The sequence below is a fragment of the Pseudomonas sp. 1912-s genome, assembly GCF_029269205.1.
Lineage (GTDB): Bacteria > Pseudomonadota > Gammaproteobacteria > Pseudomonadales > Pseudomonadaceae > Aquipseudomonas.
In genome coordinates, this window is record NZ_JARIXR010000007.1 from 185,847 (window position 1) to 200,259 (window position 14,413).

At 62.5% G+C, this 14,413-nt stretch carries 10 protein-coding genes; 5 read left to right on the top strand and 5 right to left on the bottom strand.

The annotated features are described in order from the left end of the window. The first annotated feature begins 4 nt into the window (after positions 1-4). The 3 genes from P3C29_RS11645 (at position 5) to P3C29_RS11655 (ending at position 3,384) form a co-directional block, all read left to right on the top strand. Positions 5-658: an ABC transporter permease gene (locus P3C29_RS11645; RefSeq protein WP_010175055.1), complete on the top strand. Its 654-nt coding sequence runs from the start codon at positions 5-7 to the stop codon at positions 656-658. After that, positions 655-1,812, top strand: coding sequence for an ABC transporter ATP-binding protein (locus P3C29_RS11650; RefSeq protein WP_003215971.1), 1,158 nt, complete (start codon positions 655-657; stop codon positions 1,810-1,812). The genes P3C29_RS11645 and P3C29_RS11650 overlap by 4 nt, the downstream gene beginning before the upstream one ends. Positions 1,813-2,220: 408 nt before the next feature. Beyond that, positions 2,221-3,384: a type III PLP-dependent enzyme gene (locus tag P3C29_RS11655; protein WP_010175053.1), complete on the top strand. Its 1,164-nt coding sequence runs from the start codon at positions 2,221-2,223 to the stop codon at positions 3,382-3,384. A 50-nt stretch (positions 3,385-3,434) separates the two neighbouring features. Here P3C29_RS11655 and P3C29_RS11660 read toward each other — a convergent pair whose 3' ends face one another. Both P3C29_RS11660 and P3C29_RS11665 read right to left on the bottom strand, forming a co-directional pair. Then, positions 3,435-4,184: a tetratricopeptide repeat protein gene (locus P3C29_RS11660; protein WP_275964577.1), complete on the bottom strand. Its 750-nt coding sequence runs from the start codon at positions 4,182-4,184 to the stop codon at positions 3,435-3,437. A gap of 2 nt (positions 4,185-4,186) precedes the next feature. After that, positions 4,187-4,867 (bottom strand): Fe2+-dependent dioxygenase, encoded by a 681-nt coding sequence (locus P3C29_RS11665; RefSeq protein ID WP_010175048.1) that lies wholly within the window; start codon positions 4,865-4,867, stop codon positions 4,187-4,189. A 219-nt stretch (positions 4,868-5,086) separates the two neighbouring features. Between P3C29_RS11665 and P3C29_RS11670 the strand changes: the two genes are divergently transcribed. Together P3C29_RS11670 and P3C29_RS11675 are read left to right on the top strand one after the other, a co-directional pair. Beyond that, the gene (locus P3C29_RS11670; RefSeq protein ID WP_275964578.1) at positions 5,087-7,381 is read left to right on the top strand and encodes a TonB-dependent siderophore receptor; all 2,295 of its coding nucleotides are present in this window, start codon (positions 5,087-5,089) and stop codon (positions 7,379-7,381) included. Between the two features lie 135 nt (positions 7,382-7,516). Next, complete coding sequence (locus P3C29_RS11675) at positions 7,517-10,042, top strand: sulfite reductase flavoprotein subunit alpha (protein ID WP_275964604.1); 2,526 nt, start codon at positions 7,517-7,519, stop codon at positions 10,040-10,042. 182 nt (positions 10,043-10,224) lie between these two features. On the opposite strand, the gene P3C29_RS11680 is transcribed toward P3C29_RS11675, so the two are convergent. From P3C29_RS11680 to P3C29_RS11690, 3 genes are all read right to left on the bottom strand, one after another. Continuing rightward, complete coding sequence (locus tag P3C29_RS11680; RefSeq protein ID WP_275964579.1) at positions 10,225-12,639, bottom strand: TonB-dependent siderophore receptor; 2,415 nt, start codon at positions 12,637-12,639, stop codon at positions 10,225-10,227. A 78-nt stretch (positions 12,640-12,717) separates the two neighbouring features. Beyond that, positions 12,718-13,671 carry a FecR family protein gene (locus P3C29_RS11685; protein WP_201125384.1) on the bottom strand — a complete coding sequence of 318 codons (954 nt, stop codon included), beginning with the start codon at positions 13,669-13,671 and terminating at the stop codon, positions 12,718-12,720. Beyond that, positions 13,668-14,186 (bottom strand): sigma-70 family RNA polymerase sigma factor, encoded by a 519-nt coding sequence (locus tag P3C29_RS11690; RefSeq protein ID WP_201125385.1) that lies wholly within the window; start codon positions 14,184-14,186, stop codon positions 13,668-13,670. Before P3C29_RS11690 ends, P3C29_RS11685 begins: the two co-directional genes overlap by 4 nt. Positions 14,187-14,413 lie beyond the last annotated feature (227 nt).

Consider the following 14,413-nt stretch of genomic DNA (forward strand, 5'->3'; position numbering starts at 1 on the left):
AGACATGGAATTCCTGAACGCCTTTTCCCATCTTGATTGGGCACTCGTCCTGCAACTGACCTGGCAGCACATCACCCTGGTCGGCATCGCAGTCATCCTGGCCATCGTCGTGGGCGTGCCCCTGGGCGTGCTGATGACCCGCTTCCCGACCCTCGCCGGCCCGTTGCAAGCCAGTGCCACGGTGCTGCTGACCGTGCCGTCGATTGCCTTGTTCGGCCTGCTGCTGCCGTTCTACTCCAAGTTCGGCCAGGGCCTGGGGCCGATGCCGGCGATCACCGCCGTGTTCCTCTACTCCCTGCTGCCCATCATGCGTAACACCTACCTCGCCCTCACCGGCGTGGAACCGGGCATCCGCGAAGCCGCCAAAGGCATCGGCATGACCTTCGGCCAGCGCCTGCGCATGGTCGAACTGCCGATTGCCGTGCCGGTGATCCTCGCCGGTGTGCGTACCGCCGTCGTCATGAACATTGGTGTGATGACCATCGCCGCCACCATCGGCGCCGGTGGCCTGGGTGTACTTATTCTGGCTTCCATCAGCCGCAGCGACATGTCGATGCTGATCGTTGGCGCCGTACTGGTCAGTCTCCTGGCCATCTTCGCCGACCTGCTTCTGCAATGGCTGCAACGCACGCTGACTCCAAAAGGACTGCTCAAATGATCGAACTTCAAAACCTGACCAAGACCTTCCAAAGCAACGGCAAAACCATCACCGCCGTTGATTCCGTAAGCCTGACCGTCAACGAAGGCGAGATTTGCGTATTCCTCGGCCCGTCGGGTTGCGGCAAGAGCACCACGCTGAAGATGATCAACCGCCTGATCAAGCCGACCTCCGGCAAGATCCTGATCAATGGCGAAGACACCACCGACCTCGACGAAGTGACCCTGCGTCGCAACATCGGCTATGTGATCCAGCAGATCGGCCTGTTCCCGAACATGACCATCGAAGAAAACATCGTGGTGGTGCCCAAGCTGCTGGGCTGGGACAAGCAGAAATGCCACGACCGCGCCCGCGAGTTGATGAGCATGATCAAGCTGGAGCCCAAGCAGTACCTGCACCGCTACCCGCGTGAGCTGTCGGGTGGCCAGCAACAGCGGATCGGCGTGATCCGCGCCCTGGCGGCGGATGCCCCGCTGCTGCTGATGGATGAGCCGTTCGGTGCGGTCGACCCGATCAACCGCGAGATGATTCAGAACGAGTTCTTCGAGATGCAACGCGCGCTGAACAAGACCGTGATCATGGTCAGCCACGACATCGACGAAGCCATCAAGCTGGGCGACAAGATCGCGATCTTCCGCGCCGGCAAGCTGCTGCAGATCGATCACCCGGACACCCTGCTGGCCCACCCTGCCGACGAATTCGTCAGCAACTTCGTAGGCCAGGACAGCACCCTCAAGCGCCTGTTGCTGGTGAAAGCCGAGGATGCGGCGGACAACGCGCCGTCGGTCAGCCCGGAGACGCCGGTGGCGGAGGCCCTGGAGCAGATGGACGAACTGGACCGTCGCTACGTGGTGGTCACCGATGCCGAGAACAAGGCGCTGGGTTATGTGCGACGTCGCGACCTGCATCGTCAGACCGGTACCTGCGGCCAGTACCTGCGTGAATTCAACGCCACGGCGGCGTATGACGAGCATTTGCGCATCCTGTTGTCGCGCATGTACGAGTTCAACCGCTCGTGGTTGCCGGTGATGGACGCGGAGCGGGTGTTCCTCGGGGAAGTGACCCAGGAGTCGATTGCCGAGTACTTGAGCTCCGGTAAGTCCCGTGGGGGCAAGACCAGCATTGTTTCGCCGGCCGAGACAGCACTGGCCTGATAAATCTGCTTCTGTGGCGAGGGGGCTTGTCCCCCTCGCCACAAAAGCCCTCGCTAACCAGCAGTTTCCCATTCAAATTGCCCCATCGGGGGAACATCAATCCGTCATACCGGTCGGTTACATAAGTAGCTGCACGCGGCCTCACGACGAACGCGTGCAAAAACGCGACATTTTTAGTTGATCTATAGCCCCTCACGTCCTAAAGTTCGCGCCGAACGTCCATGCTGGAAACGATCCATCCGGCTCAAGTACTGACGACGAGACAGCAAGGCCAAGGGAAGCGGTTGATCCCATGGCCTTTTTGCTTTCGGCGACATGCCTTGGGAAGTAGGCGAACCAAAGTGGGGATACGGAGGACGTTCATTTGCACCCATTGATCAATTTAGTTTGCCAGTAGGAGTTCCCAGCATGTCGATCCAGGTCGAAGACTATTTCGCGCGCGCCACTTTTGACAAAATGAAGGCGTTCGCCGATACCCAGGAAACCCCGTTCGTGGTGATCGACACCGCGATGATCAGCCAGGCCTACGATGACCTGCGCGCCGGTTTCGAATTCGCCAAGGTGTACTACGCCGTCAAGGCCAACCCGGCCGTCGAGATCATCGACCTGCTCAAAGACAAAGGTTCGAGCTTCGACATCGCGTCGATCTACGAGCTGGACAAGGTCATGGACCGCGGCGTCAGCCCGGACCGTATCAGCTACGGCAACACCATCAAGAAATCCAAGGACATCCGCTACTTCTACGAGAAGGGCGTGCGCCTGTTCTCCACCGACTCCGAAGCCGACCTGCGCAACATCGCCAAGGCTGCCCCGGGCTCGAAAGTCTATGTGCGCATCCTGACCGAAGGCTCGACCACGGCCGACTGGCCGCTGTCGCGCAAATTCGGCTGCCAGACCGACATGGCCATGGACCTGCTGATCCTCGCCCGCGACCTGGGCCTGGTGCCTTACGGCATCTCCTTCCACGTCGGTTCGCAGCAGCGTGACATCAGCGTGTGGGACGCGGCGATCGCCAAGGTCAAAGTGATCTTCGAGCGCCTGAAGGAAGAAGACGGCATCCACCTGAAGCTGATCAACATGGGCGGTGGCTTCCCGGCCAACTACATCACCCGTACCAACAGCCTGGAAACCTACGCCGAGGAAATCATCCGCTTCCTCAAGGAAGACTTCGGTGACGACCTGCCGGAAATCATCCTGGAACCGGGCCGTTCGTTGATCGCCAACGCCGGGATCCTGGTCAGTGAGGTGGTATTGGTTGCGCGTAAATCCCGCACCGCCGTCGAGCGTTGGGTATACACCGACGTGGGCAAATTCTCCGGCCTGATCGAAACCATGGACGAAGCCATCAAGTTCCCGATCTGGACCGAGAAGAAAGGCGAGATGGAAGAAGTGGTCATCGCCGGCCCGACCTGTGACAGCGCCGACATCATGTACGAGAACTACAAGTACGGCCTGCCGCTCAACCTGGCGATTGGTGACCGGATGTACTGGTTGTCCACCGGTGCGTACACCACCAGCTACAGCGCGATTGAATTCAATGGCTTCCCGCCGCTGAAATCGTTCTACCTGTAAGCCGGCGGCAAACAAAAAACCCATGACGCGTCATGGGTTTTTTTGTGGGTTCAGGAAAGCTCGGCGGTGCGTCGCTGGTAGGCCACAGCCATCGCCCGAATCTGCGGGTCGTTGGCGGCAGACAACGCCTTGTGCGCCACACGCAAGAACTTCAGATTCCCGCCCGCCAGCGCCTTGCGCAGCCACTCCAGCGCCGCGTCGACCTGGCCGCGATCCGCCAACACCGCCGCATAACTGAACTGCCCGCGAAAATCCCCGCCTTGCGCCGACCGGCGATACCACGCCACCGCCGCCTCCAGATCCCTGGGGCAAAACTGCCCTTCTTCCAGATAACGCCCCAGCAGGTTCATTGACTTGGCATGGCCCAGTTCCGCTGCCTGTCGATAACACGCCAGCGCCAGGCCTTGGTCTTCGGCAACCCCGCGCCCGGTCGCCAGCAGGTTGGCATAGTTATACAACCCCCAATCCAAGCCGCCTTCTGCCGCCAGACGATATTCCCGTGCCGCCGCCACCGCATCCGCCGTGCAACCCCAGCCATGCTCCAGGCAACGCCCGAGCATGTTGCGCGCCATCCAGTGCCCGCCTTGGGCCGCGATGCGGAACCAGCGCACCGCCAGCGCTTCATCGCGCTCGATGCCGCGCCCTTCCAGCAGGATTTGCCCAAGCAGCGCCTGGGCATCCACCACGCCCTCCTTCGCCGCGATCAAAATCGCCTGGGCGGCCCGCACCGGGGAGTCGTCGAGCATGCTCTGCAATTGCTCAACGTTGAGGACTTCTTCACGACGCAATAAAAAGCCCACGGTCAGACCTCAACCCAGCGGCGCAGCAGGTTGTGATAGGTGCCGGTGAGCTGGATCAGCGCCGGGTGGTCGGGCACGTCCCGGCTCAGTTGCTGGATCGCCCCGTCCATCTCGAACAGCAAGGTGCGCTGGCTGTCTTCGCGCACCAGGCTTTGGGTCCAGAAAAACGAGGCGTAGCGCGCGCCACGGGTCACGGCGTTGACCTTGTGCAGGCTGGAGCCGGGGTACAGCACCATATCGCCCGCCGGCAACTTGACCCGTTGCAAACCGAAGGTGTCCTGGATTTCCAGCTCGCCGCCGTCGTAGTCGTCGGGGTCGCTGAAAAACACGGTGGAGGACAGGTCAGTGCGCACGCGCTCGTGGCTGCCTTTGGACTGGCGCACAGCGTTGTCGATATGGAAGTCGAAACTGCCACCCGCCGTGTAACAGTTGAGCAACGGAGGGATGACCTTGTGCGGTAACGCCGCCGACATAAACAAAGGATTTTTCCACAGTCGATCGAGGATCGCCGCGCCGATTTCCTTTGCCAGCGGGTGGCCTTCCGGCAGTTGCAGGTTGTGTTTGGCCTTGGCCGATTGATGACCGGCAGTGATTTTGCCGTCGGCCCAATCGGCCTCCGCCAGGGCTTCGCGGATGCGCAGCACTTCCTCGCGAGAGAACAGGCCGGGAATGTGCAGCAGCATGGGGGCGTTACCTGAAAACAGTGAGGCGCCAATGGTAGTGATTCTTATTGACTGTGCACAACCCCACTCCCAGCCAAACGACGAACGAGATCGTAAAAACCGTAAGCAAAAAGTGTAAAGAACGTAAATTCAGTGCGAATAGTAATGTATCGCAATTGATATAAAGTCTTGTTCTCCCTATATTCCGCGGCCTCACCTCCTTGGGGAAAGGACACACTCATGCCGCGCACTTCGATAAAAACACCTGCCAGTTCACCACGCTTGCTGGCCTCGGCCATCGGCGTTGCCATCAGCGCCAGCGCTGCCGCCCAAATGGCGCAAGCAGCTGAAGACACCGAGCAGAAAGGCGAGCGCAACAGCATTTCCCTGGGGGCCACCAGCATCACCGGCCAGGAACAGGACAACACGTCCTACCAGGTCGAAAAAGCCTCTTCGCAGAAGTACACCGCGCCGCTGGTCGACACCCCGCGCTCGGTCACCGTGGTGCCACAGCAAGTACTCAAGGACACCGCCGCCACCTCGTTGCAGGATGCCTTGCGCACCGTGCCGGGGATTACCTTCGGCGCCGGTGAAGGCGGCAACCCCCAGGGCGACCGGCCGTTCATTCGCGGCTTTGACGCACAGGGCGACACCTACCTCGACGGCGTGCGTGACACCGGCGGCCAGAGCCGCGAGATCTTCGACATCGAGTCGATCGAAGTCAGCAAAGGCCCCAACTCGTCCTTCGGTGGTCGCGGGTCGGCCGGCGGCAGCCTCAACCTGGTCAGCAAGACGCCGCAGGCGCGGGACTTCACCAACGGTGGTTTCACCTACGGCTCCGACCAGACCCGTCGCTACGTGCTCGACGTCAACCGTCAGTTCCTGGACAGTGCCGCGTTCCGCCTGAACCTGATGAGCCACGAACAGAACGTCGCCGGGCGTGACGCCGTCAACTACGACCGTTGGGGTGTGGCCCCATCGCTGACCTTCGGCCTGGGCACCCCGACCCGCGTCAACCTCAGCTACTACCACATGGAAAGCAACGACCTGCCGGATTCGGGCATTCCGTATGGCTACAGCAACAGCGGCGCCAGAGCTGCCCATGTGCATGACAAACCCACCGACGGCGGCGACAGCAACAACTTCTACGGCCTCAAGGATCGCGACTTCCGCAAGACCCGCGCCGACATCAGTACGTTCTCCATCGAGCACGACCTGAACGACAACATGACGCTGAAAAACACCCTGCGCCATGGCAACACCGGCCAGGACTACATCGTCACCCAACCGGACGACAGCCAGCACAACGTCAACCAGTTCGGCACCGTGTGGCGGCGCGCGAACACTCGCGTATCCACCACCGAAACCACCACCAACCAGACCGACCTGTTTGGCAGCTTCCAGGCCTTCGGCTTCAAGAACACCTACTCCACCGGCCTGGAATTCACCGGCGAAGAAACCCGCTACAGCGGCTACACCGTCAGCCCGAACAGCAACCCCGGTTGCCCGGCGCCCGGCAAAGGTGGCCAGTGCACCTCGCTGGGTAATCCGAACCCGGACGATGCCTGGACCGGCAGCATTGCGCGCAACTACAACGGCACCAACACCAAGGCCACCAGCCGCGCCGCCTATGTATTCGACACCATCGAACTGGACCCGCAATGGCTGCTGAACGTTGGCCTCCGCTACGACACCTTCGACACCGTGGCCAACACCAATGCGGTGCCGACCGCCACCGTCAAGGCCCGCAGCAAAATCAAGAACGACAGCCAATTCTTCAACTGGCAGGCCGGCCTGGTCTGGAAGCCACTGGATAACGGCAGCATCTATGCCTCCTACGCGACCTCGGCCTCGCCTGCCGGCGGCCTGGTAGGCGAAGGCGCAGATGGCAACCCGCTGTCTGCCGGTGCCGCCACCAGCGACCTGAAACCCGAAGAGACCGTCAATTACGAACTGGGCACCAAGTGGGACCTGTTCCACGATCGCCTGTCCCTGACCGCCGCGGTGTTCCGCACCGAGAAGAAAAACACGCGGATCCTGGTGGACGCGCTGACCTATGAAAACGGCGGCGAATCCCGTGTGGACGGCCTGGAATTGTCCGCCAGCGGCAAGCTCACCGATCAATGGCAAGTGTTCGCCGGCTACAGCTACCTGAAAAGCGAACTGGTGGACCCAGGCTTGAACGGCCGGAACGGCGTCATCAGCGCGGGCTCCAACAAAGGCAACCAAATGCCCAACACGCCGAAGAACACCTTCAGCCTGTGGACAACCTATGACGTGACCCCAAAACTGACCGTCGGCGGCGGCGCATTCTATGTCGACGAAGTCTATGGCGATGCCGGCAACACCGTTTACGTGCCGTCGTACACCCGCTACGACGCCATGGCCAGCTACAAACTGACCAAGAACGTGGACCTGCAATTGAACGTGCAGAACCTCACCGACAAGACCTACTACGACAAGGCCTACTCGGCACATTTCGCCAACCAGGCCGCCGGCCGCACGGCGATGCTGACCACCAGTTTCCATTTCTAAACCGATACACATCACCGCACAAAACCCCACGCATCGGATGCGTGGGGTTTTTGCATGTAAAAAAGAATCTTTCTCGAATACTCGCGGCATAATGCGCGCCGTGAGCCACCTAACCTGATGACGAGGCCGTACGACGTGTTGAAGAAAACCCTGTTCCAGTTGCATTGGTTCTTCGGCATTACCGCCGGGCTGGTGTTGGCCTTGATGGGGATCACCGGCGCGACGGTGTCGTTCCAGGACGAAATCATCGAGGCGCTGAACCCGACCGTGTTGACGGTGGAAAAGCGTCCGGCCGGCGTACTGCCGCCCGTTGAACTGGTGCGCCTGCTGGAAGCCCGGGAAGGCAAAGTGGTGTCGATGCTCACGGTGCAACCCGACAGCACCAACGCCGCCAAGGTCTGGTTCACCCCGCCGCCCGGTGAACGCCGCGGCCAGATGCGCTACTTCGACCCGTACACCGGCGATTACCTGGGCGACCCGGTCGGCCAGGACTTCTTCGGCTTCGTGCTGCAACTGCACCGCTTCCTCGCCATCGGCGACACCGGCCGGCAAATCACCGGCGCCTGCACGCTGATCCTGGTGTTCTTCTGCCTCTCGGGCCTGTACCTGCGCTGGCCGCGCCAGGTGGCAAGCTGGCGCGCGTGGCTGACCCTGGACTGGCGTAAAAAAGGCCGCAGCTTCAACTGGGACCTGCACTCGGTGTTCGGCACCTGGTGCCTGCTGTTCTATCTGTTGGCGGCGCTGACCGGGCTGTTCTGGTCTTACGAGTGGTACAGCGACGGCATGACCAAACTGCTGTCCGACGCCCCGCAGAACGAACGGGTGCGCAAACGCGGCCCGGCGCCGGGAGGCCCCGCGCCCGTGGCCAATTACGACGCGATCTGGAGCAGCATCTACAGCAACGCCGGGCCAGGCCTGAGCGGCTATAACATCCGCATGCCAGCGGTCGCCGGCCAACCGGCTACCGTCTACTACTTGCTGAAGACCTCGCCCCACGACCGCGCACTGAACCAGATCAACCTCGACCCGGCCACCGGCGAGGTCAAGTCCCATGAGACCTACGCCGGCAAAAGCTTCAAGGCACAGATCCTGACCAGCATCTATGCGCTGCACACCGGCAGCTACTTCGGCCTGCCCGGGCGGATCATCCTGACGTTCACCGCGCTGCTGATGCCGCTGTTCTTCATCACCGGCTGGCTGTTGTACCTGGACCGTCGCCGCAAGAAGCACCAGGTCCGTGAGGCACGCAAAGGCCTGACCGACAACCACAGCGACGCACCGGCCTGGCTGATCGGTTTTGCCAGCCAGAGCGGCTTTGCCGAGCAACTGGCCTGGCAGACCGCCGGGCAATTGCAGGCCGCCGGCTTGCCGGTGAATGTGCAGTCACTGGGCAGCGTCAGCGAAGAAGACTTGCGCCAGTCGAGCCATGCGCTGTTCGTGGTCAGCACCTTCGGCGACGGCGAAGCCCCCGACAGCGCCCGTGGTTTCGAGCGCAGCGTGCTCGGCCAGGACCTGTCCCTCAAGGGCTTGAACTACTCGGTGCTGGCCCTGGGAGACCGTCAGTATCAACACTTCTGCGGCTTCGCCCGGCGCCTGCATTTCTGGTTGACCAACCAGGGCGGCAACCCGCTGTTCGCCCCGGTGGAAGTCGACAGCGGCGACACCGATGCGCTGCTGCACTGGCAACAACAACTGGGCCAACTGACCGGCCATGCACCCGCCGCAGCCTGGGCCACCGCGACCTATGAAAACTGGACGCTGAACCAGCGCACCTTGCTCAATCCCGACAGCAGTGGCTCCGGCGTCTATCTGCTTGGGCTCACCCCGCCCGCCCCCCGGGATTGGCTGGCCGGTGACCTGGTGGAAGTGCTGCCGCGCAATTGCCCGTGGGCCATCGAGCATTTCCTCGAAGGCCTGGGGCTGGCCGGCAGCGAAGGTGTCGTCATCGACGGCCTGGCACAGGCCCTCGACCAGGCGTTGGCCAGCCGCCAACTGCCGGACAATCGCGCGCATCTGGTGGGCCTGCATGCCCAGGCACTGGTCAATGCGCTGGTGCCGTTGAGCATGCGCGAATACTCCATCGCCTCGATTGCCAGCGACGGCGTGCTGGAACTGATCGTGCGCCAGGAACGTCACGCCGACGGCGGCCTGGGCGTGGCGTCCGGCTGGCTGACGGAACATGCGCCGATAGGTTCGGCGATCAGCCTGCGCCTGCGACGCAACAGTGGCTTCCACCTGCCGACCGCGCCGGTACCGATGATTCTGCTGGGCAACGGCACCGGTCTGGCCGGGCTGCGCAGCCTGCTCAAGGCCCGGATTGCCGACGGCCAGCAGCGCAACTGGCTGCTGTTTGGCGAACGCAATATCGCCCACGACTACCATTGCCAGGACGAGCTGCAAGGCTGGTTGGCCAGCGGCGACCTGGCGATGCTGGACCTGGCGTTTTCCCGGGACCAGGCCGAAAAAATCTACGTTCAGGACCGCCTGCGTGAGTCGGCGGATGTGCTGCGTAAATGGATCGCCGAGGGCGCAGCGATATATGTCTGCGGCAGTCTGCAGGGCATGGCGGCGGGTGTGGATCAGGTGCTGCACGATGTGCTGGGCAGCGAGGCGGTTGAGCGGTTGATCGAGCAGGGCCGCTATCGCCGGGATGTTTACTGAGCTAACGGCGAACGCTCTAGTTGTGGCGAGGGAGCTTGCTCCCGCTGGGTTGCGAAGCAACCCCAAAACCAAGCAACCGAGGTCTTGCGGGAAGTACAGAGATGGCCTTGTTGGGGCTGCTGCGCAGCCCATCGGGAGCAAGCTCCCTCACCACAGGAAGCCCGCTCGCCTTGGGTATTCGGTTACCAGCGATACGTCGCTGAGGCCACCGCCGTACGCGGGTTGCCGAACAGGCACCGGGTAGCGTCGTAGCAACCGGAGATGTACTGGTCGTTGGTCAGGTTGGTGACATTGAGCGCCAGCTTCCACGGCCCGGTCTGGTAGTGCGCCGATGCATCAAACACCGTATACGACGGCACCTCCAACGAGTTGTCCGCCGCCCCCGGGTTGGCCCCGACATAGCGCACACCCGCGCCCACCCCGAAGTTCTTCAACACCCCATCACGCAAGGTGTAGTCCGCCCACAGCGACGCCATGTTGCGCGGGATCGGAATGAAGGTTGGCGTCTTGCCCTCGCTGACGTCGTTGGCCTTGGTGATCTTCACATCCTGATAGGTGTAGCTGGCGATCAGGTCCAGCTCACGGCTCAGGCTGGCCGTACCTTCCAGCTCAAACCCACGAGAACGGATCTCGCCGGTCTGCACGTTGAAGTTAGGGTTCAGCGGGCTCGGCGTGGTCACATTGCTTTGGGTGATCTGGAACACCGCCGCAGTGACCGAGGCGTTGCTGTTCCTGGGGCTGAACTTGATCCCGGCTTCGTACTGCTCGGCTTCGGTGGGGTCGAAGGGTTTGCCGTTGGCATCGATCCCCGAGTTCGGCGTAAAGCCGGTGGAATAACTGGCATACGGCGCCAGGCCATTGTCCGCCACATACACCACGCCTACCCGGCCACTGAGGGCCTCGTCCTTTTGCTCGACGTGAGTACCGGACACATGCTCGCTGGTTTCAGAGCTGGCCCAGTCATAGCGACCGCTCAGGGTCAGGCGCCAGTGATCATCCAGCTTGAGCTGGTCCTGCACATAGAGGCCGGTCTGGCTCAGCGTCGAATTCGGACGGTAACGCGAGCTTTGCTGCGGGTCGTTGAACACCGAAGGATCGAACGGCACGAACACCGGGTTGTAGAGGTTCAACGAGGGTGCGGCGGCGGCCACGTCACGCTCGCTGCTGTTCTGATGCTGGTAATCCAGGCCGATCAACAGCGTCTGATCGATGCCTGCGGCAGTGAAATCAGCCTGGGCCTGGTTGTCGACCGTCCAGCGCTTGTAGGTGAAATCGTCGATCTCGGCGGCGCGGGAAATGGTGGTCAGGGAACCGGGTTCAAAACCGGTGCCGTAGATCATATTGTCGTCCAGATCCAGGCGCGAATAGCGCAGGTTCTGCCGCACTTGCCAGGTGTCGTTCAGGCGCTTGGAGAATTCGTAGCCCAGGGAAAACTGCTTCTTCTCGTACTTCTGAAAGGCCTTGTCGGCGGGGAACACGTCGCGACGGATATGCCCGTTGGGGTTGAAATTGATGGTCCCGGCGGCCGGGTAGAAACCGTCGCCGGAGTTGCTGTCGTCATACAGCCAGGACGCCAACAGGGTCAGGCGCGTGTCGTCGTCCGGCTGGAAGGTCAGGGACGGTGCCAGGGACTGGCGCTTGTCCTGCCACGGCGTGTCCTGAATGTTCTGGTCACGCAGCACGCCCACCATGCGGTACGACCACACGCCCTGCTCGTCCAGCGGCCCGGTGCTGTCGAAGCTGATTTGCTTGCGCGCATCGGTGCCGTATTGCACTTGCACTTCATTGGCGGCCACGGTGCTCGGGCGCTTGGACACCTGGTTGATCACGCCACCCGGATCGCCCTGGCCGTAAAGCACACCGGCGGGCCCGCGCAGCACTTCAACGCGCTCGAGCATGTAAGGGTCGACCATCCAACTGGCGAGGTTGGTGGTGGTCGGCAGTTGCAGGCTGTCCAGGTAGGTGGTCGGCGAGAACCCACGAATCACTGTGTACCAGTCGGAGCGGTTGTTGGCACCGTAGCTGGAAACCCCCGGCGTATAACGCAGCGCCTCGTTCACCGACTGCACGCCCTGAGCCTCCAGACGTTCGCGGGTGATCACCGAGATCGACTGCGGGGTTTCATGGATCGGCGTGCCGGTCTTGGTGGCGCTGATGCTGCGTTGGGCGACATAGCCGTCGACTTCGCCGAAGGTTGTTTGATCGGCCTCCGGCGCGGTGATCGACAGGCTGTCGAGTTGCAATTTGCCGTCGCCTTGGGGGATCACCTGCAAGCGATAGGTCGCACCGGCCTGCACGGCTTCCAGTCCGCTGCCGGCCAATAAACGCGCGAGGGCGATGTCCAGGCTGTAGCTGCCGTCCAGGCCTTGGGTCTGCTTGCCACGGGTCAGCGCCGGGTCGAACGCCTGGGCCACGCCGGCTTGCTCAGCCAGCGTGCCCAGGGCCACGCCCAGCTCGCCGGCCGGGATGTGGAAGGCTTGCACACGACTTTGCGCGCTCGATGAGGGGGCAGCCGCAGCCGGCAGCACACTGCCGGCGAGGAAGATCGGAAACAGCGCAGCCGCAAGCGGATGCAGCCAGACAACAGGGCGGGTCATGGAGGCAATTCCTGGAAGTTGTTGGGTTTTCCCAGGCCATGACGGGTGAAAACGCTGGAGGGACAGTGAGCGCTGAATTTATTTTTCTGCCTTGACCAGCACCAGCCAGTCGGTAAAGCGTTGCAGGCGAATCGGCAGGCTGGTCTGCAACGCGTTGAGCGCAGCGTCGGTGTTGTCCAGCGGGAACGAACCGGAGACCCGCAAACCGACCAACGCCTGGCGGTCGTAATGCAGCACGCCACGGCGATAGCGGGCCAGTTCATCCAGCACTTCCAGCAGGGGCCGGTCGTCGACTTTGAGTACGCCACGGGTCCAACTGGCCGGGTCGGCATTGCCGATGGTTTGCAGGCCTTCGACGTGATCGGCGTACAACGTCGCCTGCTGCCCGGCGGCCACCCGCGCCGGGGTGCTCGACGGTGATGCCGGCTGGGCGGCGATGGCCGACTCAAGCACGGTGACGCGGGTCTGGCCGTCTTCACGGCGCACCAGGAAGCGCGTGCCCAAGGCAGTGACCGTGCCCTGCTCGGTGCGCACCACAAACGGTCGTTGCGGGTCCTTGGCCACCTCGACCCACAGCTCTCCGCGGCGCAGGTCGATCAGGCGGCGCTGGCCGTCGAACTCGATGTCTACCGCCGAATCGCTGTTGAGCTGCAACTGGCTATGGTCTTCCAGCATCATGTTGCGGCGTTCACCCACGGCGGTACGCTGGTCGGCCAGCCACAGCGGCGCCTGGCGCACGCCTTGCCAGGCGACACTCGCAGCGATCAACAGCACCAGCGCGGTGGCCACGCGCGCATGACGACTGGGCGCCAGCACCCGTTCCAGGGTCCTGCGTGAACGGGACGCCGGCAGACCCTCGAAACGCCCCCACAGGATCTCCAGCCGCGACAAGGCCAGGGCATGGCCGGGGTCGGCGTCGCGCCAGGCATCGCAGGCCTGGCGTTGGTCCTCACTGGCTTCACCGGAGTGCAGCAACGACAGCCACTGCGCAGCGGCGGCGACATGTTCGGGTGTGGGTTCGCCGGCGTTCATGGCGTTGCGTACATCAGGGTGTAGCAATGCACCATGACCTGGGCGATGTACTGCTTGATCATGCTTTTCGACACACCCAGGTGCTCGGCGATTTCGGCGTGGGTCCAGCCGTCGAGGCGGTTGAGCAAAAAGGCGCGGCGGGGTTTTTCGGCCAGGCCTTCCAGCAGGCGCGCCACTGACTCCAGCAGCTCGAGGAGCTGATGCAGTTCTTCGGGGCTGATGGCGGCGGCGTCGGCGCTTTCGTGGGCGAGCACTGCCAGGTAGGCGCGTTCCAGCTTGCGCCGGCGCTCGCTGTCGATCAGCAGGCGGATGGCCGTGGTGGTGAGGAAGGCCCGGGGTTCTTGCAAGCGCTCGGGTTCGGCCAGGGTCAGCAGGCGGATGAAAGTGTCCTGGGCCAGGTCCGCCGCGCGCTGGGAACAACCGAGTTTCTTACGCAGCCAATTGTGCAGCCAGCCGTGATGGTCGCTGTAGAGCAGGCCGAGCAGGCGGTTACGTGGGGATTCGAGCAACGGCATCTCAGGGGTGGGGCTGCTGAAAGTTGGCGGGCATGGGGGCATCCTGGAGGGGGCGAACCTACATGAATGCGAATATATTTCATTTGGTAACAAGAGTCACTAAGGTGGCTCCGCTGGCGATGCACGGTTTTAGATCGCCTCCCCTCACCCTAACCCTCTCCCCAAGGGGTGAGGGGACCGGCCGAAGTGTGCGCAGATAATGTTCGACCTGAAAGATTGAGGCGATT